Source organism: Maribacter halichondriae (assembly GCF_027474825.1).
GTDB lineage: Bacteria > Bacteroidota > Bacteroidia > Flavobacteriales > Flavobacteriaceae > Meishania > Meishania halichondriae.
In genome coordinates this window covers 2,571,772-2,595,127 of record NZ_CP107030.1, presented here as the reverse complement: position 1 = coordinate 2,595,127, position 23,356 = coordinate 2,571,772, and the positions used below count along the sequence as shown (strand labels likewise).

The following is a 23,356-nucleotide window of genomic DNA, read 5'->3' as shown; positions in this document are numbered from 1 at the left end:
AAATCATAATTTTAAACTAAAAGCCTCGTTCTTCGGGGCTTTTTTGTAACAAATAGCCCATACCTATATACTAACAACTGGCAAAAGCTAGTTACACTTATAGACTACTGTCAGTTCGAGCGCAGTCGAGAACCGGTTAAGAACGTTCTCGACTGCGCTCGAACTGACGGACATTTCTAAAATATTCATCAGTCAAAATCAAATCAGAACACTATGTTACAAAACTTTTTTATTCTCTGCTCGGGGGCCGATGCGGCCATTCTAAAAACCTGTTCGGAAGGCGAACAGAATAAATATGCCGGTATTGGTGCTACGGTTTTCTTTACGGCGGTCATGGCTTTTATTGCAAGTAGCTACGCCCTTTACACCGTTTTCGATAATCTGTTTGCAGCTATTTGCTTTGGATTCATTTGGGGGCTACTCATTTTTAATCTAGATCGGTTCATCGTCTCCACGATAAAAAAAAGAAACAGCCTCGGTAGTGAGCTTATTCAAGCCACGCCACGAATCATCCTTGCTGTAATTATTGCCATAGTGATTTCAAAACCTTTGGAAATGAAGATTTTCGAAAAGGAAATCAATCAGGTTTTATGGGAACAAAAGAACGAAATGACCTTGGCGAACAAAGAACAATTGGCATTGCAATATACACCAACGGTCGAAAAACTAAATCAAGACATTGCCTCCCTGAAATCGGAAATCGCCGTTAAAGAGGCAGAAACCAATGCGCTTTATGACACCTATATCTCCGAAGCCGAAGGAAGGGCCGGCACGCTATTATTGGGCAAAGGTCCCGTGTACGCAGAAAAACGACAAAAACATGATATGGCTTTGGCCGAATTGCAAACGTTAAAAGAAACCAACGTCCAAAAAATCGCTGGTGTTGAAACTCAAATTGCGGCCTTGAATACCGAATATGCAGAAACGGTCAAAAATTCTCAACCGATTATAGATGGTTTCGACGGACTTATGGCGCGCATCAATGCTCTGAACGAGCTTCCCTGGTTGCCTTCGTTCTATATCTTTTTACTGTTCTTGGCCATCGAGACCTCCCCTATTATAGCAAAGCTTTTGTCCCCAAAGGGAGAATATGACCTAAAACTTGAAGATGAAGAAAGCGCAGTAAGGACTTGGGTGACCCAAAAAGTGCTACAACGTGAAAAAATCTTGAGCACCGATACGGAACTGAATGAAAAAATCTACGGTGAAATTACTAAAGAAGAAGCGGTGTACGCCTATAAAAAACAGAAGGCCGAAGAACTATTAAAACTTCAGACGGATGCCTTTCATGATTTGCAGATAAAAACTTTGTAGGTAAGTTGGCTTGAGATAGGCTTATGGAACAACCGAAGTTATAAGATGTCTTTTGGTAACTACGCTGTTTCTAGAAAAGTATCGACCACTTTTAGAATCTTTTTGAATTCTGAATCCAGTTCTGTATTACCCGTTTGTAATTCCATTTGATGGCGTTCGGCCAGAATGAAAGACTCCTTCATGCCCAGCACGCTCAATTTATGCTTTAGCTTGTGTACGATTTCCGCTGCGGCCCGAGGTTCTTCATTTTTGATATGAAATAGGTATTTTCCCAAATCCGAAGTAAATTCTTGTTTTAGAATCGCAACGAACTTTTGTTCAAAATCAAAATCGGAAGTCCCAACAAGCTCTACGACATACGATAAATTCGGAGTTTCTTCGATATAATTTGCAGTATCATCCATACCCAACATTGAACTATTAATGCGACGCATTGTTTTCGAAAACAGCGAAAAACAATTATTCTAAAGTAATAACTTTCTACAAAGGTAAGAATTGTACTATAATTAAAGAATTTTTCTATTTGTTCTATAACGAAGTATAAAAATGGAAATACCGATTATCCAAAAAAGGATGCCGCTCTCTATAATACGTTGAAACAACCCCCGGTACGGGCCGGTAGGATCGCCAAAAAGAAGTACCACAAAAACAAAAGAAATTGTTCCGAAAACGAGGGAAACTGACACCAACTTCTTGGTTTCCTGCCATCTTTTAAAAGCAATTCCTAAACCAATGATACAAAATGGCACGACTGAATAAGCCAACGTACCGGAAGCATTATGAATAAATTGGGATAACGACGGATTTTCAGGATCAGGCTTACAACCAATATCGCAGGAAAAATTCCTGTAGTCAACGTACCTAGACCATAGCATATACCGAATAAAACAAAGCCGATTTTGATGGCCTTAGATCTCGGGAAAATACCGGGTGCTGAAAAACCGAACAGGGCCAATAGTATCCCACTGACCATATATGCCTTTTGAAAATAATGCGCATTTGGTATGCCCGTCGCGTAGCTTTCGCTGATATATTGACTTATAAAATCATATCCTTCAGTATCCAATCCACCTATAATGCTTGCCAAGGCAAATACTATGGCTCCCAAGATGCCCGACCAAACGGTGATATACCTCATACGCTATGTTTTAATTTCCCCAGATACGGTTCCAAAGTGCCGAGAAAAGTTTTGCTGCGTCCGTATTATATTTAGGCACTTCTTCCACACGGGTTCCATTTATATCCGGAATCAATTTATAGGTAAACGCAAATTGTTCTTCGTTCGGATCCAAACTGATGAGTCCAAATCGCAGATCGTTAAAAAACAAACCGTCCTCTTTTTTTGTGATAGTAAACCATCCCTCAGCGATATCGATGAGACGATTTACATTCCCATTTGTTTCAAGACCCGCTAACCGCCCGTGATTTTTAGGGTAAGAAATAAACTCAATTTCCCCAGAATCGAAAAAAGAATAATTCCCGATTAAATAGGCGTCACCAGCGTCGATATTGGCCGTCCATAAAATAGAATTGAAGGGGGTAGGGCGCGTATCGATTTGCACGTAGACAATACCCTGCCCATCGAGGCTTGCCGTAAACTGTTTGTAGGCAAGTCCCTTTAAAAATAGGGTCAAAATCAAGTAACTGCTACTCACGATCAATCCCATACGATTATACTTTCGACGTTTGAGCGATGTCCTCTTTTGGCGCATGGCCAAAATCAGGCATACCAAAAACGGAATGGTGTACATGGGGTCAATAACAAAAATGTTCTGAAAGGCCAATCGTATGTCGAACGGCCAAAAAAGCTGCGTGCCCCACGTGGTAAAAGCATCAAGAATCGGGTGGGTCAAAAGACCCGCAAACATCAACCAAGACCAATCCTTAAAGGTGGCTTCTTTTTTTCTATCGAGCTTCCAAATCAACCAACCGAAAATCGGGGCGCACAGCACCGAAAAAAAAATCGAATGACTAAACCCGCGATGCCATTCGATCGCAGTAACCGTATCGACAAAATATTGGGACAACACATCTAGATCTGGTATAGTACCAGCCACCGCTCCCCAAAGCATGGCCTTATTGCCGACCTTTTTGCCAAGAACGACTTCGCCGACAGCGGCTCCTAAAACAATTTGGGTAAGTGAATCCATAAGAAAAGTTCAAGTTCAAGCGCAAATATCAAGTTCAATGGCCTATAAATTTAAGTTCAAATCTAGTATTACTAATTGTTTGATTCTTACAATAGAAATCCTTGGCGCTTTTTTGCGTTTACGCTTTATTTAATGAAGTTTATTAGGATTTAAAGTAACATATTTAACCGTTTTTCGGTTCCAGGTATAGACTAAATGTACTAAGCCGTTTTTGGCTTGAATTACGGTCGGATAGGAATATTCCTCGCCCTCCTTATCCGTGTTTTTGCGAATCGGTTCAAGATCCAATATACGTTTCCAATCTTTTCCATCCTCAGAAATTGCAATACTTAAGGGAACCCTATCTCCCCAATTCTTATTCGTTGGATTATAAACCAAGAGCTGCCGGCCATCTTTCAAAGTGACCCCATCAATACCCGAATTCGGATTCGGAAGCACAGTAGCTGTCATTTTACTCCAAGTTTTACCATGGTCATCAGACCAATTTTGGGCGATAACCTCATTCTTGGTCCGGCTTAGCATTTGTAGTTTTCCATTTCCATAATTAAAAATGACAGGTTGAATGGCCCCAAATTCCTTAGGGTCGTTAAGGGATTCTGTCTTCGACCAATTTTTTCCCGAGTCTTCACTTCGTTCTAAATGCATGGTCCAAATTCCTGATTTAGTTTCGTTGCTTGAGGGAGATAAGATGGTACCGTTTTCCAAATGAATGGGCTGATTCTTTATGGGGCCCAAAATACCTTCGGGAAGTTTCACGGGTTCGGACCACGTTTTTCCGTCATCCTTGGAAGTCATATACATGCCCCACCATTCTTGCGGACTTGGCCCCACTTTATAATATAAATACAAGGGGCCTTTCCTTGGTTTAAAAAGCACCGGATTCCAACAGGCATATCGCGTACCGTCATCTTGTACCCCGTTTACAACTTCTTCGGGGTAGACCATGCCCCAGTTGATTTGCGTGAGACCCAGATGCCGACATCCTTATTTTTTTCCTTCGTACCTCCGAACCATGAGGCTATGACAATACCATTGCTCACCTCAACCGTCGAGGCATGGCATTCGGGTGTAGGTGCATCTTCCAAGTCATAAATAAATTCTTGGGTGACAATCGCCGGATGTTCCAAGGCCACTGCTTTGGGCAAATCTACTTCCTGAGCGGATGCAAAGAATGCAAGCAGTACTATTGGTATTAAGAATAATAGTCGTTTCATTAGATTGCTATTGAAAATTTATCTGTTCGAAATTTAAGCAAAACTCTTTCGATATTCCGAAGGAGTTTTTCCCATTACGTTTTTGAAATAATAATTAAAATTGGCCAAGTTATTATATCCGCTCTCGAAACAGATTTGCGTAATCTGCTTGTCAGATTCGGCAAGTAACTTCGCGGCCATGCCCACTCGTACCCGTTTCACATACTCCATAAAAGTCAGTTCGGTCTTTTTTTTGAAAAAACGACAAAAGGACCCAGGTGCCATGTGGAGCTGGGCAGCGGCTTTTTCCAATTGTATCCCTTCTTGAATATTCTGGAAAACATACTCGTACACTTTGTTGATTTTCTCCAAGTTCTTCGAGAAAACCACATCGGAATATATCGGATTCGACAATAACTCACGATCTTCGATTTGCAACAACAAGTTAAAAACCTTCAGCATTTCTATATAATATTCCAGCCCTTCTAGCTGGGTCATTTTTTCAAGGGTAGCCTGAACTTTATCATGATTTCCAATTTTAAATCGCAGTCCACGCTCAGATTGCCTCAAAAGATCGACGACTTTTTCAAGTTCCGGCATTTTGAAAAAATCAGAGTTCATGATATCCTCAGAAAAATGGGTAACGATACAAAACGAGGTGTTTTTTTCTTCAGCGGGTGCCAGTTCCCAACAGTGTGGGAGATTGGGGCCCAATAAGACCAAGTCCCCTTTTTCAAACCCCGAGATATTATCGCCGACTATTCTTCGGCCAGTTCCGAAAGTAATGAAATTCAGTTCAAAATTTCTGTGGGAATGAATGTTATCGACCGACTTCAGGGGCAGCTTTCTGGTAATAAAAGAGTGCTTGTTCGGTACATGTATTTTTTCAAAGACAAATTCCATTAGCACATATTTTGACTAGAATCATTGAATATACAAATTAAACCTATAGATCGGGTTAAGATATAATGTATTTGATATAAAATTATGGTGGTTTTGCGAACAATTTTTCCCGTTATTTGATTACGAACGTTTTAAAATGGACTTACCCCTTAAAGGAATCATACCGCCCATGGTCACTCCGCTTTTGGAAAACGGGGCGTTAGATCTCGCCGGACTCCACAAATTGGCCGAGTACATCTTGGCCGGTGGCGTGCACGGACTTTTCTTATTGGGCACTACCGGTGAAGGCACAAGTTTATCGCATGACCTTAGAAAACAATTGGTCGTTGAGACGTGTAACATAGTAAAAAAAAGGGTTCCGGTATTGGTGTGCATCACAGATACTTCTTTTGAGGAATCTTTAGAATTAGCGCATCATTCCGCAAAAGCCGGTGCCGACATATTAGTTGTGGCGGCACCGTATTATCTGCCTATTTCACAAAGTGAAATGCAAGATTATCTAGAAGTTCTCTTGCCATCATTACCCTTGCCCTTTTTACTATACAATATGCCCAGTTGTACGAAAATGAGCCTTTCCTTAGAGACAATTTCAAAGGCCAAAACGCTGGGGGCCCTCGGAATAAAGGATAGCTCCGGCGACATGGAGTACATGAATCGACTTATTAATGCCTTTGGAGGTGACTCAAAGTTTTCGATCATCACGGGATCTGAACTCTTTCTACATGAGACTATTTTAAACGGCGGTCATGGAGCGGTAGCCGGAGGCGCAAATTTCTTCCCAAGACTTTTCGTTGACTTATATGAAGCTTCGATTGATGGTGATTTGGCCAAAATTGCTTTACTTCGTGAAACCATCGTACAAATCGATAATACCATTTATTCCGTAGGCGAAAACATATCGAAATATATCAAGGGAATCAAAAGTGCACTCGCCGTATTGGGTATTTGTAACGATTTCACCGCCCCTCCCGTCAAACGGTTTAATGAAATGGAAAGGAGCAAAATCCAGAGGTACATGAATGGGTTCTTGTCTAATATAGAATTCGCTGCCATCAAATGAATTATGGGCTCGGCACGATTGATCTTGTCATAATCATTGCCTATGGCTTGGTTTTGCTGGGCATGGGCTTTTATTTCTTTAAAAAAAGTAAGTCCTCGGAGCAGTTCATGATAGCGGGCAAGAGTATTCCCGCATGGGCCGCAGGTATTGCGGTGATGAGCACCTATACGAGCAGTATTTCGTATATCGCCGTACCCGGAAAAGCCTTTGATGACAATTGGCACCCACTGATTTTTGCGCTAACTGCGATTCCGGTAGCTTGGTTCGTTACCAAGTATGTAATTCCACATTATCGCAAGCACAAAATCGTTTCGGTTTATAGTTACCTGGAGGGAAAAATCGGCGGCTGGGGTAGGATCTATGCCGCTTTTTCGTTTTTGTTATTTATGGTGGGAAGGGTTGCGGTAATCCTCTATCTATCATCATTGCTATTGACTTCCTTCGTTAATACCGATATTGGCACGGTCATCGTTTTAGTCGGAATCGTTACGATTATCTATACGCTGATGGGAGGAATGGAAGCCGTCATATGGACGGATGTGATGCAATCCATTATCATGATCGGCGGAATTCTTTTTGTGGGCTATGTGCTTACTTCAGAAGTTTTTGCCCAGCCAGAAAACTTGATACAAAAAGCCTTTGACAACGACAAATTTAGTCTGGGCAATTCGAATTTTTCTTTTAGCGACCGCACTATTTGGGTCATGATCATCTATGGAATCACAGAAAATGTGCGCAACCTTATGGCCGACCAAAACTATACCCAAAAATATACATCAGTTGCGACGGAGAAAGAGGCTAAAAAATCGGTCTGGATCGCCATGCTCATTTATTTGCCCTTGACCGCCATCTTTCTATACATAGGCACCGCCCTTTTTTCTTTTTATGGAGGGGAAAGCCATATACTTATCGATGCCATCACCAGAGGAGACGAAGTTTTTCCGTATTTTATTGCGACAGAACTTCCTGTCGGCATTAAGGGTTTGATGATTGCCGCCATTATGGCCGCCTCGATGAGTACGGTAGATTCCGCTTTGAACAGCTCGGCCACCGTGCTATTCATCGATTTCTACAAAAAGTATTTTAAGCCCCGGGCCTCTGAAAAAGATAGTCTTCGGTTTCTTCGTTTTTCGACGGTAATATGGGGTATTCTAGGGGTCGCCTTTGCCCTATTGATGATCAAGGCCAAAAGTGCCTTGGACGTGTGGTGGCAGATTTCCGGTATTTTTGGGGAGGGGATTCTTGGCCTTTTTTTATTGGCCATCTACAATGTGAAAATCACCAAGCTTCAAGGAATACTTTCGGTGGCATTTAGTATTCTTGTCATCGTTTGGGGGACTTTTTTGAGGGATCTACCTGAATCCTATTCATGGCTTCAATGCAATCTAGACCCTATAATCATAGGTGCAACATCGACAGCCGCCCTTCTCGGATTGGCCATTTTATTTGCGCTTTGGAACAAAAGGAATAATTAGGAGTTGGGATTTGGGAGTTGGGATTTGGGATTTGGGATTTGGGATTTGGGAAAATGAACAACTAAATCTCTGGGCTTGAACTTTTAATCGACAATCCCCATTTTCTTCAATAAGAACGATGCATTCATATTTTGGCAAATACCTTCCTTGAATTTATAATCAAAATGCAGTTCATTATCGATAATCTCCGCATCAAAATAATGATTCTCGATTTCTGGAAATTCCTGAGCCACCTTACATAGGCTTAGATCATGGGTAGCAATAATTCCCGTAGATTTTGAACCGACCAAACGTTCCACAAATTTTCGGGACCCCTTGGCCTTGTCCGTACTATTAGTCCCTTTTAGAATTTCATCGAGAACGATAAAATAGTTGTCATTTTGTATTTCATCTACTATAAATTTTAACCGTTTCAGCTCGGAAAAGAAATACGACTCGTCATCTGTCAACGAATCGGTCGTGCGCATGCTCGTAATCAATTTTATAGGCGAATATTTAAAGGCTTTACTGCAAACAGGGAGTCCGACATTCGCCATCACTATGTGTAATGAGACCGTGCGCAAGAAGGTACTTTTCCCGGCCATATTGGCCCCTGTAATGATAAAAAATTGCTCCTTGTTTATTTGAAAATCGTTCGTCACGCATTTCTCTAGTGGCAATAGCGGGTGACCGGCTTCCTTTGATCTTAGAACAATATCCTCATCGCTCAATCTCGGAAAAACATAGGTAGGATGATTGAAAGTAAAATTACCAAGACTATTGTACGCATCGAAAAAAGCAATGGTCTCAAACCATTCTTTATTTTTCGACCCATGATTGCGAATCCATTGTTCTATGGCATGGCTCAATTGCAGATCACGCAGTAAGAAGGCGTTGGCGAAGATGCTGATAATAACATTGTTACGTTGATCTAGCGCATTTAAAAGTTTTGCAAACTTTTTTAAGGTCTTCGATGTTCTTTCCGTTTCGTGAATAATCGATTCCCTCTTTTTTTGGAGCAGGCTAGATTTGAATTCTAGTACCTCCAACTCCACTATCAATTTTTGATACTGAAGAAAAGTACTTTGAATTTTTCCGGTATCGGAAGAAAGCTTGTTGATCGGTTTTAAGTATCGCCCGGTGATACCGAGGCCTACGAAAAACCATCCTGTCACTATCCATCCAGAAACAAAATCCATAAAAAATCCCAAAAACAAAAGTCCCGAGATGATGGAGACCAAGAGGGGCAAAACCTTCATGATAGATGGTATAAATGGCTTATGATGTTCCATCCACTTAATAATGGTCGAATACTTGGTTTCGGTTTTTACTAAAGATGCGATTGCGGTGAATTCTTTGCGCCATTCGGGCATTTTCGAAAGTTCTTCAATCGCCTTTTGCTTTTCTAAAATATCATCAATCGAATTTTCTGCCAAGAGATGGGCCAAGGTTTCACTACCTTGTTGTAAAGCGGTCCGGTTTAGATATTGGTAGAATGACCCTCGTCCGAACAGGTCTATGTCTTGACTAAAATAGTGTAATGGATCTTTGTATTCGTTTCCCTCGGGCAATTGATGAAATTCTCGTCGCAAAACCATAATTTCAGTCTGGTTCAACTTCACCAAGGCCTGTAGTTTATCGCGGGTATATTGCAAGTCGGTGTGACGTGAAACCAAATAAAGAAAAAGAGCTAGGCCGAGGATCAAAATGGCCAAAATCAGTCTTGTGTTTCCAAAGCTCAAATAAATACCGAACGCGGTAAGCACAAAAAGTAACAAGCGTAGTAGACTTGATCCAGAAAGATCTTGCTTGACTTTGGCCAAAGCAACTTCATGTTTTTGAATTTGATCTTGATAATAAGAAGTGAGGTCAATACCCTGCATTCGGAAATTTTTAATGGAGGACAAAGATATGTATTCTCTATTAGCCTCCCGACATGGAATTGAGCATCGCAATCTGGCCCAAATGGTAGATATCGTGCTGTGCAATGCTGGTCAAGACGGGGCCGAACTTGTAGTTTTTTCCGGGAACCTTTTCTTGTAACAATTCATCCGTAGCATTTGACAAGAGATTCAGTAAATCTTGTTGCGTTTTTATAAGTTCGTCTTTGAGCGAAATCCATTCTTGTTCGCTTTCTATATGGACGGCCGTCCAATCCGTCGGACCATCGATTTTTAGGTCATATTCCGTATCACCTTCCAGCTTTTTGATTAGAAAAATCCGCCAATTGATGATATGTTTTACCAATACGGCAATGGACTTCAAACCGTATCGTTTGTCATTTACAGTCTCCAAAGGTACAGCGTCCAATTTCTCCATCACCGAAATACCGTACCATGGCTTACCATCAAAACATTCTTTTAAATTATGAACGATGGTCTCAAGTTGTGGGTTTTGCATTTTTTCTAATCTAGGGAATCAAATTCCGTCTTTAGCTTTTTGGTGAACTTTGAAACCACCAAATCGTAGGAATGGTCCGTAAGTTCCAAAATCAGTTTAGGGGGAAGGTTTTCGAGCATCAATGTATTCCAATGCAGTTTGCTCATATGGTATCCGGGAATGATATCACCATCATATTCTTCACGCAGCGTCGCGGAACGTTCTGGGTCACATTTCAAATTGATTTGGGCAGGTATTCTTTCCAAACCAGAAAGAGCGAACATTCTGCCCATGACCTTGAACACCAAGGTTTGCTCGTCAAAAGGAAAATCTTCAGTGACTCCTTTTTTGGAAAGACAGTACGCTCTGAATTCTTCGATGTTCATGGCTATTCCATATTTTCGTAAAAATTTTCAATTAAGGGCCGAACGGACTTCCAATAATATCTTGATTTAACTACAGGTCGGTATCCAATGTCAATCTCCTCCACGGTTTCTTTTTTCACCTCCCAGCATTTCATAAAACCTTATGGCGCCCAAATTTTGGTTCAATACCCAAAGATACATGTCCGAACCTGCATTCCTCGAGTTAATAGCTTCCGCAGCCAGTAACATCAATTTTGTGCCGATTCCCTGGCCCTTCAATTTTGAGGAAACGTGCAAGTTATCGAGTAAAGTACCATACGATTTACTGTGTTCAAAAAAAACACATACAAAGCCTTCGATGATACCCTCCAATTCTGCCACGATAATTTTTTTCGCCGAATCGGCATTTTGTAACCTTTCAAGCCAGACTTTCATTCTATCTGAAAGTGCCTTATTGTCCAGGAAATCATCACTCAAAGCACCTCTGTAATTCTCCTGCCAGCTTTTTGTATGTAAAACAGCGATGCCCTCAATGTCTTCCGAAATGGCATTCCTATACGAAATCATTCAACTATACTTAAATACTTTTAGAATCATAGACGATCACTTTAGACCATAAATCGCTCGATTCTTCTATAAAGAGTTGGTGCGGGGCCTCGTCTTGATAATTCTGTTGGGCCTCGGCCGATTCAAAGGTTACGATCAGCGAATAGGTAAAAGAACCGTCAACGACATCACGACTCGCCTTGGGCGGTACACCGATAAACTTGGTCTTGGCATAGGCCGAATTGTCCAAGAACTTTTGCAATGAAGTTTCAAATGCTTTTCGGTCTTCTTGACTATCGGGACTCTTTAACCAGAAATAAACGGTGTGGGCAAAATTAGGGTCGAATTCTCTCATTTCGTCTTTGGTTTGGCCGTAGCTTATAACGGCAAAGGTTAAAAATAGCAAAGTGCATATTGTATTTCTCATTTCTCTAAAATTTCTTTTCGTTTTTCATTTATCTCCAAACCCGAATAATCAAGTTTCCAGCCAATGGTCTCTGCGATTTTTTCAATTAAAAGTACTGCTTCCATGGCTTCTTTTTTAGCAGTTTCCATAAGTCCACTTTCTGGTATTTTATCCAAAATATGTTGCCGGGCCTCTTTGTTCAAATTGGTCAAATCTTCTGATGAAAAAGAATTGAACATGCTATTCTTTATATCGTAAAACTTTAAGTGTGGTTCTATGGAAAGTACTTCGGGCTGTGGAAAATGAGTGAGTACGATTCTTTTTTTATCGACCTCGGCCCTCATCGCGACTTTCTTAAAATCATAACCAATATGTGTTTTGGCATTTATAATGATCAACGCTTTCTTCTTACCCGCGAACAGGTTCATGAACACATCTTTCGTGTTTTCATAGGAATAGATTTCAGCAAAATCACCCTCAACAGAAATCAACTTGCAAACGCTGCGAATCTTTTCCAACAGTATAACCGACTGCTCTTTAGTACGTTCTTTTCTTTGTTTATTTCGAAAGCGCGAAAAAAGCCAATACATGACAATGGCACCAAGAATGAATCCGATTATGAGCAAGGGAAAACTATCCATTTTTATTTCCTATTTCTCCTAAATGGGTGAATTTGAAACCTTTGTTATATTTCAATCCGTAGCCAAAAATACGGTCCATAGAGGCATGGGCGAACAAAATGATTCCTATCAAACGTAATAAAGGTAAATCTAAAAAACTACTTCCTACGAAATACAATAGAATAGCAAGTCCTTTATGATGAAACAAATTATAAGTAATGGCACCTACTTTGCTATTTATTAGATAGCCTAACATTCCTATATCCGGCACTAATAACAATCCGAAAAACCACCAGATTGAGATATCAAGCCTCATAAAAAGGAAAAATCCCAATAAAAGCATAAAAAATTCTTCGATCTTCAATATTGTCTTCATTCTTCTAAGATTTCATATAAAACCGGACGACTCGGACTCGCGTCATTTTCAAAAGGAGCCATTTGTAAATTCAAAATATAAGTTCCGTCTTTTATCGAATTAGGCACATATATAAACTCGGTGATGGTGGCCTTTTTCCGAATTTCTCCTTCGGTATTCCAAAATGCGCGGTGCGCCAAAAGGGCACCGCCATCTTTTTCTTTATCTACCGATGGCAAATCTATCAACAAATGTTCTACGTCCTTATCTACCAAAAGTTCGGCGGTTTGCTTCAGAAGATAGGGCGGATTGGTATTCGAATACTGTTTCGTCAATTTATCGTTTAAGTTAGGAAGTGTTCTAATTACCACCGCCTCTCGTTTTCTATCGCCCAAAGCATATTGCAACTGTTTTCTTGAAATGACGAAATCATCTTGATACTTTTCGGGAGCAATAGTAACAAGCTCAGCTAAAAAGAAAAACCGGTTAAGATTTCGATTGACGGATTGAAACGCTTCGGTAATATGGCCCACACATTCGGTATGTGTGCCATGCGCATGCGGATTAAACCAAATATCATTGAAATTGGTGGATGCGCCCTGAGTAACCTTACCTACGAACTCTACTTCAGTATGTGGTGAAATTTTGGGATGTTCTAAATACCAAGCATTAACATTCAAGGCGTCTCCTCGCATCGGAATCGAAATATCCAAAGGCTTTGATAAGTCGATATTGAACTTCTTATTTTTATAGGTAATAACGGCCAGCAATTCTTTCTGAATTTTATTCTTCCAATTTAATCATAAATAAATCCGCCGCAATTCCATCGACCAAAAACTTTCCCTTTTTCGTAGCTTTAAGTGAATCTTTATCTAATATAAGAAGTCCTTCTTTTATTTTTTTTTCGGACTCTTTTTGTATGCATTCCGAATATTTTTCTCCGAATTCCGATTCGATTTTCGATAACGAGACACCCCAAATTGTACGAAGGCCGGTCATTACATATTCATTGTACTTGTCGTCTATTGACAAGGTCTCGATGTCCATCGGAAGTTTACCGACTCCGATTGCCTTGAGGTACTTCGCATTGTTTCTGACATTCCACCCACGCTGATTTCCGTTAAATGAATGTGCGGATGGACCGATTCCCAAATACTTTTTACCTTGCCAATACGCGCTATTGTTTTTTGAAAAATATCCTTCTTTTCCGAAATTGGAAATTTCATAATTGACAAACCCTTCTTTTTCTAAGGTTTCGACCAAAATTTGAAAATGTTGCTCGGCCACCTCATCGTTCACATTGTCGACTTGTCCTTTTTTTATCATATGTGCCAAGGCCGTTTTGGGCTCTACGGTCAGCGCATAACTTGAAATATGCGGAACATTAAATGATAAGGTCATGTCAATATTTTGTTGCCATCTCTCATTGCTCATTCCTGGAATACCATAAATCAAGTCAATCGAAATATTGTCAAAGCACTTTATCGCTTCCCGAATACAAGCTGCAGCTTCACTCGCATTATGGGCACGGTTCATCAGTTTCAAATCCTCTTCAAAAAAAGATTGGATGCCGATGCTGAGGCGATTTATCGGACTTTTAGATAGTTGGATTATATGATTTTTGGAGAGGTCATCCGGATTGGCTTCCAGCGTGATTTCAGGGCTTTCAGCAACCGTATAGTTGGAATATACCTCAGCAATAAGTGCATTGATTTCCTCAGAATGTAAAACCGATGGTGTCCCACCTCCAAAATAAATCGTCTCCACAACTTCACTCTTGAACTCATCTTTTCGAAGTTTCAGCTCTTTGCGCAACGCAGAGATCATGGCCTCTTTTTTGCTCAGCGAGGTCGAAAAATGAAAATCACAATAATGACAGGCCTGCTTACAAAAAGGGATGTGGATGTAAATTCCGCTCATTGTTTTAGTAAAAAGTAATAAGTGAGAAGTAATATGTAGATGATACTAACCACTTGATTTATTTAGAGCCGAACTTGCCCAGATTGTTAATCATATAATGAATCAGTTTTGCTATTTGCACGGTTTGCTCAAAGAGTTTTTCAAACTCATCCGACTCAATATATTTGCATTCCCTTGAAAACTCTAACCATGTCTGAGTTTCTAAATTTTCACCATCGCTATCGGTCAGTTTCGATACAAAGTGTTTCGGATATCTGCGTTTGGCGTAAGACTCAGCAATATTTGCGGATACACTTCTTGAGGATCTTCTAATTTGATCTGTCAACGAGTATTTTTCTTCCCGCGGAAATTTTTTGGATACCTCAAAAATCTCCATCGCCAGTTCAAATGACTTCTTATAAGCGAGTAAATCCTGAAACTTCATAAAAATGAAACCTTTTTACTAATTACTTTCCACTTATTACTTTTTACTTCTTAACCCGCTTTTCATTCTGTTTCACAAAAGCATCCCAACCGGTATAACTTTTACCAACCTCAACACGACCTTCATTGTAAAAATGACAAACGGCGGCTGCAAGTCCGTCAGTACTATCCAAGTTTTTTGGGAGGGATTTCAGCCCTAACGTACTCTGCAACATTTTAGCGACTTGTTCTTTACTGGCATTACCGTTACCCGTTATGGACATCTTTATTTTTTTAGGAAGGTATTCTGTAATTGGGATTTGTCGAGAAAGTCCGGCTGCCATGGCTACGCCCTGGGCGCGGCCCAATTTCAGCATGGATTGCACATTCTTTCCATAAAATGGGGCCTCGATGGCGATTTCATCCGGGTGATAGGTGTCTATCAATTCCAAGGTACGCTCGAAAATCAATTTGAGTTTGGTATAGGGGTCTTTGTATTTGCTCAAAAGAAGCTCGTTCATTTGAACGAACTCCATCTTTTTATCCAACACTTTGATAATCCCAAAACCCATAATGGTGGTGCCGGGATCAATACCTAGGATGATTTTTTCTTTTGACAAGATTAGTTTTTAACCATTAGACATTTTGGTTCTTGCACTTCGACTGCACTCAGTGTGACAAACTTCAAGTTTCAAAACTACATTTTTGAATTTGAACTTGCTCTTGAACTTGAGCTTTATTTAGTATTCAATTGAATGGGGATTCTGAATTTGGTCTTAACAGGAATACCTCGTTTCAAAGCGGGAGCGAGGGGTGGAAGTCCTTTCAGGCTTTGCGTAATGATTCCATCGAATTCAGGCATTTGCATGTCGATAAATCTATCTTTTTCGATTTTCTGTACCGATATTTTGCCTTCTCGATCTACTATAAAATCCACATACACCGTCGAGGCCACATTTTCTTGTAATATAAATTCAAATTCTTTCAAGGTGGCTGAAAAATGGGAAATTACTTCGTTTACAAAACACTCACGCTGCCCGTCTTTGGTCAGGGTCTCGTCACAATTCTCGAAAAGCGGATAGGCGTCAACATCGTTCCAGTCAATATTTCGCATTTCTTGGTTGACCAGTTCACGTGCTTGTTTATCCTTTGAAGCTGAAAAATCGCAGGCAACAAAAACCAGCATGAATGTTATGGACCAAAACTTTCGCATCAATCATCAATAATATGCTGAAATTACGATTTTTTGAGGATTCACTCCTTGGCAAAGTGGATTTCTTCCTTGAGTTCGGAAACCCTTTTCGTTACAAAATCCTTGTAAAAAGATTTCTTATCGATATATCTTTTCAGAAACGCTTCGTAGCACTCCAACTTTTTCTTTGGATCATCGTGCAATTGTTCCGATACAGCACAAATCTGGTAATTTGCAAAATCATTTTCAGGCTCCTCTTCAAAGGCGAGATTATAGTATTTCAAGGCGATCCTTAGATCGTTTCGCTCTCTTGCCAATTGTGCCAATGCAGAATATTCGCGACCTAAAAAGGTTTTTTCGCATCAATTGCTTTTTGGTAGTACACAGCGGCACTGTCCGATTGCTTTTCCTTATGAAAAGTTTGGGCCAGACCGTTGTATACCTCCGCTTCGGTATCCGGAAATTGCAAAAGTGACCGATACGCGTCCCTTGCCTTTTCGAAATCCCAAATTTGATAGTAACAATATGCCAATTTTTGGTAAACGTGCGGCTTTTCTTCGCCTAAATTGAGCAGTTTTTCAAAAATAGGTCTTGCACCCTCATAATCGTAATCATTGAACAATGCCAAGGCCTTTAGATTGATCAATGCGACGTCATTTTCGTAAAACCTCAGTCCTTTCTCGATATAGTCCAGAGCTTGGTTCTTTTTTTTTTTACCACAAAGTACTTACCCAACTGAAACAGGCTTCGCAAATGTGTACTATCTAGCGCAACGGCTTTTTTGTATGCAACGAGGCTGCTTGCCTCTTCACCCGACCCGCGATAGGTTTCGCCCAAATAATAAAAATATACAGGATTCTCGTTTTCTTCTAAGGTAAGATTATAGAAAATAGTATTTGCCGCTCGGAAATCATCAAGTTTAAAGAAGAGTTTTCCAAGCTCAAAACGGGCGATTTGAAGGTTTTCGTTCGAATTGATGATATTCTCGTACTGCGCTATTGCCTTTTCAAAATTGCCGATGGCGTTGTAGGCCCTTGCAATCTGGAGTTTGGAGTTTATATTATTTTCCTTGGCATATTCATTTATGGCTTGGGTATAATTACCGAGGGTGTATAAACTATCTGCAATGTTGGAAGCCGAACCTTGCTTGCCGACGGGCGGGGTTTGGGCTTCAGCTTTGAAAAACATGATGAATATTAGAATAGTCGCTATTCTCAACGAACAAAAAAATATATTAGAAAACAAGGGTTATTTTTTGAATATTAGGTTGTATTTTTCTTTGTTGGTAATTGGGAGTGCTACTCCGGAAAATCCTACATATTGCAAACTAACCAAATCACCTTCGTTTACTTCAATAGTAAATTTTCCGTCAAAATCCGAAACCGTATGGTTGTCATCTTCTACTTGTATGTTCACTCCAGGCAAGCCATTTTCACCATCGGTCACAATTCCAGAAAAAAGTAGCTTGCCACTTTCTTGATGGGCAGTAGCGGTCAAATGCATTTCTGCTGTATTCGAGCCAGTACTTTTGGAACTGTTATTCAGTTTGTTTTTTAAAACCCGTATCTGATCATCTAGATTAACTATTATTGGATTGCTCTCATCAGCATGGTTTAACATTCTATTTCTTTCGGCCACCAGATCATTATATTTCGAAATTGTTGATCCAATAGTAGTATCATCCACCCCATCATGCAATTTAAAAGTAATCGGCATTGAAAACGGTACCCTTACCTCCGTACCTTTATGTTTTCCGGGGTCATTTTTGGCAATAAACCAATAATACGTTCTGTTTCATTTTCCAAAGACACATCAGGGCCTCGTTTTCTTATTTCGGTAATCACCCCTTCCTCGTCAATCACAAAATTCACATAAACCTTACCTTGAATATCAGCTTCTTGCGCTTCTTCGGGATAACGGAAATGTTCAACGACATGTTCTTGCATTTTCGATTTGAAACAAGCCCTTTTATCCTCCGCATTTTCACAACCTGGAAAAATTGGGGCTTCTTCAACGTAGACAAAAGGCAATTCTGCATCTTCCGAATTCGTTTTTTTAGCTTCTCCACCAATGCGATTTTCTATCTTAAACTTGGTTATCAAAAATGCATTCTGATTATCGGAGATATATAAAAACCTACCATTAAAATCAATAGATGCTATCTTTCGATTTATGTTCCGGATTTCATCGCCGGTCAAATCACGTACGTTGTTTACCGAAATGAAATCGCCAGGACCTAAATTTTTATCTTCTTTTTCAATTTTTCGAATATCCAGTTCGTTGGGATCGATTGAAACCCACAAATCAAAATCCAATATTTGAAACGCCTTCGTTCTATTGACATACGTCTGATACTCTTGATCAGTCGGATTTCTGAACGAAGTATCGCTACCTAAATAATACAGCGTATCACCCTGATCGATTTTGACTTTAGGTTTTGCAAATGCTTTATAGGACAAAATTTTGAATTTGAAGTATTCTTCTTTTGAAAGAATTTCTTTGTCTATGATCATTCTGTCCATAAATACCCCTAACTGCCGCTCGATTTCTTCGCTATCTTCATTCTGAAGGTCTTTTGTAATCTGCTCGATACTTTTTTGGTCGTCAATACCATATTCATCATTAGTCAATTCTTTTGTGTCAGACTCACAAGAGGAATAGACCAACATTCCCAAAACCAATGGCACCAAGACCAGATACTTCAACTGCCAAACGCTTTTAGATTTCGCTTTCTGTAGCATAACGATCCGTTTTTTGATCAACGACGTTTTAAAAAATTGATTGATAAATGAAATATGCTGTGTTTGAAATATTTGCGACAACAGGGTTTCATACTGTTCTTTTTTATGGGTCTTGGCGACATGGGCATCGGCAATGAACTCGTGTAGTTCAGAAACCCGATTCTGATAGACATATACTAATGGGTTAAACCAACCCACGATCCGCATCAATTCAAAAAACAACAGGTCCCACGAATGCTTTTGTTCGATATGTACCAGTTCGTGCTGAATGATGCTTTTGTGTTCTTTTTCTAGCACTTTATCACCAAGGAATATGGACGTGAAAAAGGAAAACGCCAATTCGCTATTACTGACCACAACTCTAGTGAACTTGGGAAAGAAATGCACCTCGCCACTTATACGTAGTCGATAAATTTGGAACAATTTGTAGCCAAAATAAAGGGCCGCCAAAATCATTCCACCAAAAAAGATGGCACTTTCCATTGAAATGGTAAACTGTGACGATTTCTCGACCGTTGGTGAAACGGCATCTATGTTTAGTAAGAACTGCGGATACATAACATACTGTTCCGACACCGTAGTTTTGAACGCTTCGATTTTTATCCATGGTAGTACCAAAGACAAGATATAGGTGCCTATGAGGTAGACCCGGTTCCATTGAAAAAAGGTTTCCCTTTTTAGAAAAAAATCATAGATGACCAGGAACACCAACTGAAAGGCAATTGATTCTAAGATGTATTGTATCATAATTTATGTATTAGACGTTAGACCGTCCGCCAGAGGCGGACTACTAGAAACAAGAATCAAGACTAATGACCGAAAACGTGACGAACGCATTTGTCTTGGCTCTTGTTTCTTGTTTCTATTCTCTATTCTCTTCCTTTTTAATTTCGTTTAAAACGGATTCCAATTCAGATAAACTCATATCGTTCTTCTTCATAAAGAAGGAGACCATACTTTTGAAGGAGCCTTGAAAATACCCGTCGACCAACTTGTTGATCGATTGGTTGCTATAATCCGATTTCTTGACCAAGGGAAAATAGAGATAGCCTTTCCCCTCTTGTTCATGGTCTACAAAACCCTTGCTTTCCAATATGCGCACAATTGTGGAAACCGTATTATAAGCCGGTTTCGGTTCGGGCAGTTGATCTATGACGGCGGCCACATTGCATTTTTGTAACTGCCATAGAATCTGCATTACCTCTTCTTCTGCTTTTGTGAGTTGTTTCATAGATTAAACCATTTATTTTTCATTCCGGCGAAGGCCGGAATCTGTTTACTTTTAGCTAATTTTCACAATTTCAATCCTTCGCCCTAGCCTGTCTTGAGCGAAGCCGAAAGGCTCAGAATAAACTTCGGCCGGAATCTGTTTTATCACCCTCTTTCGAGAGCCTTATAATTCCACCATCAATTCAAATTTTCTTGCTTCTCCCTTTTCGTTGACGGAAACAATATTGTAAGAACTCTTTTTTAAGGCAAGCTTAAACTCATCGGTTTTATTTTGAACTTCTACAATATCAATCGGTATGGCTTCCTTTATTTCTTCTCCTTTTTTGAATGCGAGAACCATAACAGGAAATGAAATATCCAAATCTTCCAAAATCATCGGAACCCTTAGGTTAGGATCTTCAAAAAGCCAATCAGGGCGACCTTCCGAAAAATCGGTCGTTGGATGGAAAACTGCAATATCTGCCCAACTTTCGCCACGCTCGTATCTATAAGGATTATTCTGTCCATCTAGCAGAACGGTAGGTTCCTCAATTTTTAATGCCTTTAGAAGCGGATGATTATATTCCGGCTTGCTTTTTTCAGAAAATTGGACTTGGTTAATCGTCAGCGGGTCAATCGATATAAATTCTGTAAGTCTCCCCGCCATGGTCTTTCCCCAAGCTTCGTAATTGCCTTCCAAAACATGACCGAACCCGCAATGGATCAAAAATTTTTCATTTGGTTTTGATTCTATTACTTTTTGAATGTTTTTTGCTTGTTCGATTTCCCGTTCCGATGCATCTGCACCTGAAATTGCCTCATACGGAAAAACATGGTAGCCGATTTCCAATGCTGTCCTTACTAGATTTCCAAACTGTGGATCTTTGATGTAAAACCCCGTATTTTGAACTGGATATTTGCGACGATTGAGCAGCGAATCTTCATATTGACCATTGCCAAGCGCTTCGAGTCCCAAATTCTTATAACCGTTGTCGTACAACTTTTGCAAAAGTGATTTGGTAAAAACCCGATGAAACGAGTTATGATGGGCTTCATTAATAATAACTACCTGATTCAGTTTTGACTTTTCTACAATGTAGTCAAGAGCCTTTATTTTTTTGAAATTATCATTTATGGAATCTATTTCTGAAGGAGTGTAGTCTTCAACCGAAGTTTTCATGGCCAGATCCCAAGTTGCCAAGGCATTTTCATAGTCCCCTTTTGTAGCATAATCCGATGCGCCGACCTGATACTTGAATCCCGTAAAATGACTGTCCGTTGTAGTGTCCAACTCAATTTTGTTTTCTATGGCAGCATTGAACAAGTATTCGGTTTCAAAATCTATTTTTTCAATTTCCCGCGTGTTCTTCTTGTCCCCACAGGAAACCAAAATCAAGAAAAAGGCTAAACCTAAACTATATTTCATTATTTGAACTAAGATATTAGTTGAACCACAGCCCAAATATAACTAATAAATTAGTTTAAACTAATTTATTAGTTGAATAATTTGTAACAAATCCTTATTATCTTCGTCAAACAGAAAACTATTTGAATGGATATTGCACTTTTGGTTATCGGATTTATACTCATGCTCGTGGGCATTTTGGGTAGTTTTCTTCCCGTACTGCCAGGCCCCCCAGTAAGCTGGCTGGGGCTTCTCTTGCTTTATTTAACAAAGGCCGTTCCCGATGACTGGTGGGTTTTAGGAATTACGGCGGCCGTGGCCCTAGTGGTTTTCGGACTCGATTACGCCATTCCGGCAATGGGCACTAAAAAATTCGGGGGTACTAGAGCGGGTATGATCGGAGCGACGCTCGGGTTGATCATTGGTATTATCGCTCCTATTCCCGGTGGCATTATTATCGGCCCTTTCGTTGGCGCCTTTGTAGGCGAATTAATGAACAAGGCCGACCAAAAAACGGCTTTAAAAGCGGCATTTGGATCGTTCTTGGGGTTTCTAACCGGTACTTTTATGAAGTTGATCGTTTCCCTTATTTTCTTAGGCATTTTTATTACAACAGCTTGGGAATATCGAAATGCCTTGTTTCCTTTTTTGATTAAACATAGATGGCATGACCAATGTAACAAAAATTCAATGGTTTACTTATGGATTGCCTTTATTGGTAATCTTGTCATCCATCGCCATTGCCATAAGTCCTTTGTTACGACAATATCCAGAACTGGCTATGGCAATAACCTATGATCTAACATTTACTGCCCCACTGCTTTTTCTATTGTTAAGCAGAAAAAGCAAAGTTTCAAAAGTAAAGGCAATTCCCTTTTTTATCGGTGGAATACTTATCGCCTCTTATTTACTTCCAGAAGACGCACAGGTACATTTGGGCTACATTAAATCGTATGTCTTACCATTGGTTGAATTAATAGCACTTATCTTTTTTATTTTCAATGTCCGCAAGGCCATAAAAGTTTTTAAGTCCAATTCAGGCAAAGCTACCGACTTTTATAAGCTTAGTAAGTTAAGTGCCAAGGAACTCTTCGGAACATCTAAATTCGGTGCCTTTTTTTCCACGGAAATTACCGTGATATACTATGCGCTTTTCTCATGGAAAACGAGAAACCATAGCCAAAATGAATTCACCAACTACAGGGATAATGCCAGTATAGCTTTGGTAGCGGCTTTACTTATGGTCGTTTTTATGGAGACCTATGCGTTTCATATCCTTCTGATAAAATGGAGCGAACTGGCCGCGTGGATTTTTTCGGCTGCTAGCCTTTATACGGCGTTGTTCATCGTTGCACATAGTAAGGCCCTAATGCAGAGACCTTCCATAATTACCAATACTGAATTGATCTTAAAAAATGGCCTTATCGCCGATATTTCCATTCCATTGGATAAAATAGACGAAGTAAAACTGTGCAATCAAGAGATACATACCGAAAAAATAAAAATTGGAAATCTCGGCCTCTCAAAAGAAAGTACCAACCATAATATTGCATTATATTTCAAGACCCCACAAACGATAGAAAAGATATACGGATTTACAGAGCAATGTCATGTACTGATGTTGTATATGGATAACAAAAAGGAATTTGTGGAGAAGCTCACCAAAGCAATACAAATGGATTAGAACCTAGATATTCGGATAAAGGGAATTCCTCGCTGCACTCGGAATGACAAATATGGGT

At 39.9% G+C, this 23,356-nt stretch carries 28 protein-coding genes and 2 pseudogenes; 5 read left to right on the top strand and 25 right to left on the bottom strand.

What is annotated here, in order from left to right; genetic code table 11:
* The first annotated feature begins 213 nt into the window (after positions 1 to 213).
* Complete coding sequence (locus N8A86_RS11860; RefSeq protein ID WP_273565583.1) at positions 214 to 1,314, top strand: DUF4407 domain-containing protein; 1,101 nt, start codon at positions 214 to 216, stop codon at positions 1,312 to 1,314.
* A gap of 59 nt (positions 1,315 to 1,373) precedes the next feature.
* On the opposite strand, the gene N8A86_RS11855 is transcribed toward N8A86_RS11860, so the two are convergent.
* The 6 genes and pseudogenes from N8A86_RS11855 to N8A86_RS11830 all read right to left on the bottom strand — a co-directional run bounded on the left by N8A86_RS11855 (position 1,374) and on the right by N8A86_RS11830 (position 5,560).
* Positions 1,374 to 1,748, bottom strand: a complete 375-nt coding sequence (locus N8A86_RS11855; RefSeq protein WP_273565582.1) for an Hpt domain-containing protein — start codon at positions 1,746 to 1,748, stop codon at positions 1,374 to 1,376.
* A 72-nt stretch (positions 1,749 to 1,820) separates the two neighbouring features.
* A pseudogene (locus N8A86_RS11850) lies at positions 1,821 to 2,452 on the bottom strand (DUF998 domain-containing protein).
* A gap of 10 nt (positions 2,453 to 2,462) precedes the next feature.
* Positions 2,463 to 3,464 carry a metal-dependent hydrolase gene (locus tag N8A86_RS11845; RefSeq protein WP_273565580.1) on the bottom strand — a complete coding sequence of 334 codons (1,002 nt, stop codon included), beginning with the start codon at positions 3,462 to 3,464 and terminating at the stop codon, positions 2,463 to 2,465.
* 129 nt (positions 3,465 to 3,593) lie between these two features.
* Positions 3,594 to 4,409, bottom strand: a complete 816-nt coding sequence (locus N8A86_RS11840; RefSeq protein WP_273565579.1) for a sialidase family protein — start codon at positions 4,407 to 4,409, stop codon at positions 3,594 to 3,596.
* Complete coding sequence (locus N8A86_RS11835; protein WP_273565578.1) at positions 4,385 to 4,678, bottom strand: sialidase family protein; 294 nt, start codon at positions 4,676 to 4,678, stop codon at positions 4,385 to 4,387. The genes N8A86_RS11840 and N8A86_RS11835 overlap by 25 nt, the downstream gene beginning before the upstream one ends.
* 33 nt (positions 4,679 to 4,711) lie before the next feature.
* Positions 4,712 to 5,560: an AraC family transcriptional regulator gene (locus N8A86_RS11830; protein ID WP_273565577.1), complete on the bottom strand. Its 849-nt coding sequence runs from the start codon at positions 5,558 to 5,560 to the stop codon at positions 4,712 to 4,714.
* A gap of 136 nt (positions 5,561 to 5,696) precedes the next feature.
* Between N8A86_RS11830 and N8A86_RS11825 the strand changes: the two genes are divergently transcribed.
* Entirely contained in the window at positions 5,697 to 6,620 is a 924-nt protein-coding gene (locus tag N8A86_RS11825; protein WP_273565576.1) for a dihydrodipicolinate synthase family protein, read from the top strand.
* Positions 6,617 to 8,095 carry a sodium:solute symporter family transporter gene (locus N8A86_RS11820; protein WP_273565575.1) on the top strand — a complete coding sequence of 493 codons (1,479 nt, stop codon included), beginning with the start codon at positions 6,617 to 6,619 and terminating at the stop codon, positions 8,093 to 8,095. Before N8A86_RS11825 ends, N8A86_RS11820 begins: the two co-directional genes overlap by 4 nt.
* Positions 8,096 to 8,178: 83 nt before the next feature.
* On the opposite strand, the gene N8A86_RS11815 is transcribed toward N8A86_RS11820, so the two are convergent.
* The 19 genes from N8A86_RS11815 to N8A86_RS11725 all read right to left on the bottom strand — a co-directional run bounded on the left by N8A86_RS11815 (position 8,179) and on the right by N8A86_RS11725 (position 21,635).
* Complete coding sequence (locus N8A86_RS11815) at positions 8,179 to 9,957, bottom strand: MutS-related protein (RefSeq protein ID WP_273565574.1); 1,779 nt, start codon at positions 9,955 to 9,957, stop codon at positions 8,179 to 8,181.
* A 40-nt stretch (positions 9,958 to 9,997) separates the two neighbouring features.
* Positions 9,998 to 10,474 (bottom strand): DinB family protein, encoded by a 477-nt coding sequence (locus N8A86_RS11810; RefSeq protein WP_273565573.1) that lies wholly within the window; start codon positions 10,472 to 10,474, stop codon positions 9,998 to 10,000.
* A 5-nt stretch (positions 10,475 to 10,479) separates the two neighbouring features.
* Positions 10,480 to 10,839, bottom strand: coding sequence for an MmcQ/YjbR family DNA-binding protein (locus N8A86_RS11805; RefSeq protein WP_273565572.1), 360 nt, complete (start codon positions 10,837 to 10,839; stop codon positions 10,480 to 10,482).
* Positions 10,840 to 10,929: 90 nt separating this feature from the next.
* Positions 10,930 to 11,385 (bottom strand): GNAT family N-acetyltransferase, encoded by a 456-nt coding sequence (locus tag N8A86_RS11800; protein WP_273565571.1) that lies wholly within the window; start codon positions 11,383 to 11,385, stop codon positions 10,930 to 10,932.
* A 10-nt stretch (positions 11,386 to 11,395) separates the two neighbouring features.
* Positions 11,396 to 11,791: a Dabb family protein gene (locus tag N8A86_RS11795; protein WP_273565570.1), complete on the bottom strand. Its 396-nt coding sequence runs from the start codon at positions 11,789 to 11,791 to the stop codon at positions 11,396 to 11,398.
* Entirely contained in the window at positions 11,788 to 12,411 is a 624-nt protein-coding gene (locus tag N8A86_RS11790; protein WP_273565569.1) for a DUF4230 domain-containing protein, read from the bottom strand. Before N8A86_RS11790 ends, N8A86_RS11795 begins: the two co-directional genes overlap by 4 nt.
* Positions 12,404 to 12,766 (bottom strand): DUF4260 domain-containing protein, encoded by a 363-nt coding sequence (locus N8A86_RS11785; RefSeq protein WP_273565568.1) that lies wholly within the window; start codon positions 12,764 to 12,766, stop codon positions 12,404 to 12,406. Before N8A86_RS11785 ends, N8A86_RS11790 begins: the two co-directional genes overlap by 8 nt.
* Entirely contained in the window at positions 12,763 to 13,515 is a 753-nt protein-coding gene (locus N8A86_RS11780; RefSeq protein WP_273565567.1) for a cyclase family protein, read from the bottom strand. Before N8A86_RS11780 ends, N8A86_RS11785 begins: the two co-directional genes overlap by 4 nt.
* Before the next feature lie 13 nt (positions 13,516 to 13,528).
* On the bottom strand, positions 13,529 to 14,665 hold the full coding sequence (gene hemW, locus N8A86_RS11775; RefSeq protein WP_273565566.1) for a radical SAM family heme chaperone HemW: 1,137 nt from the start codon (positions 14,663 to 14,665) through the stop codon (positions 13,529 to 13,531).
* 58 nt (positions 14,666 to 14,723) lie between these two features.
* A complete protein-coding gene (locus N8A86_RS11770; protein WP_273565565.1) occupies positions 14,724 to 15,089 on the bottom strand; it encodes a four helix bundle protein in 366 nt (121 codons plus the stop codon).
* Positions 15,090 to 15,132: 43 nt separating this feature from the next.
* Positions 15,133 to 15,687 (bottom strand): crossover junction endodeoxyribonuclease RuvC, encoded by a 555-nt coding sequence (ruvC, locus tag N8A86_RS11765; RefSeq protein WP_273565564.1) that lies wholly within the window; start codon positions 15,685 to 15,687, stop codon positions 15,133 to 15,135.
* 116 nt (positions 15,688 to 15,803) lie between these two features.
* Entirely contained in the window at positions 15,804 to 16,280 is a 477-nt protein-coding gene (locus N8A86_RS11760) for a hypothetical protein (protein ID WP_273565563.1), read from the bottom strand.
* Positions 16,281 to 16,321: 41 nt separating this feature from the next.
* Positions 16,322 to 16,585, bottom strand: coding sequence for a hypothetical protein (locus N8A86_RS11755; RefSeq protein WP_273565562.1), 264 nt, complete (start codon positions 16,583 to 16,585; stop codon positions 16,322 to 16,324).
* A gap of 17 nt (positions 16,586 to 16,602) precedes the next feature.
* Entirely contained in the window at positions 16,603 to 16,905 is a 303-nt protein-coding gene (locus tag N8A86_RS11750; protein ID WP_273565561.1) for a tetratricopeptide repeat protein, read from the bottom strand.
* A 23-nt stretch (positions 16,906 to 16,928) separates the two neighbouring features.
* Positions 16,929 to 17,447, bottom strand: coding sequence for a tetratricopeptide repeat protein (locus N8A86_RS11745; RefSeq protein ID WP_273565560.1), 519 nt, complete (start codon positions 17,445 to 17,447; stop codon positions 16,929 to 16,931).
* 60 nt (positions 17,448 to 17,507) lie between these two features.
* On the bottom strand, positions 17,508 to 17,879 hold the full coding sequence (locus N8A86_RS11740) for a carboxypeptidase-like regulatory domain-containing protein (RefSeq protein WP_273565559.1): 372 nt from the start codon (positions 17,877 to 17,879) through the stop codon (positions 17,508 to 17,510).
* Between the two features lie 110 nt (positions 17,880 to 17,989).
* The gene (locus tag N8A86_RS11735; protein WP_273565558.1) at positions 17,990 to 19,747 is read right to left on the bottom strand and encodes a M56 family metallopeptidase; all 1,758 of its coding nucleotides are present in this window, start codon (positions 19,745 to 19,747) and stop codon (positions 17,990 to 17,992) included.
* Between the two features lie 115 nt (positions 19,748 to 19,862).
* Positions 19,863 to 20,231, bottom strand: a complete 369-nt coding sequence (locus tag N8A86_RS11730; protein ID WP_273565557.1) for a BlaI/MecI/CopY family transcriptional regulator — start codon at positions 20,229 to 20,231, stop codon at positions 19,863 to 19,865.
* Positions 20,232 to 20,393: 162 nt separating this feature from the next.
* A complete protein-coding gene (locus N8A86_RS11725) occupies positions 20,394 to 21,635 on the bottom strand; it encodes a hypothetical protein (protein WP_273565556.1) in 1,242 nt (413 codons plus the stop codon).
* A 126-nt stretch (positions 21,636 to 21,761) separates the two neighbouring features.
* Between N8A86_RS11725 and N8A86_RS11720 the strand changes: the two are divergent.
* Positions 21,762 to 22,262: pseudogene (locus tag N8A86_RS11720) on the top strand (DUF456 domain-containing protein); the annotation flags it as partial.
* A gap of 19 nt (positions 22,263 to 22,281) precedes the next feature.
* Complete coding sequence (locus tag N8A86_RS11715; protein ID WP_273565555.1) at positions 22,282 to 23,298, top strand: hypothetical protein; 1,017 nt, start codon at positions 22,282 to 22,284, stop codon at positions 23,296 to 23,298.
* The last annotated feature ends 58 nt before the right edge of the window (positions 23,299 to 23,356 follow it).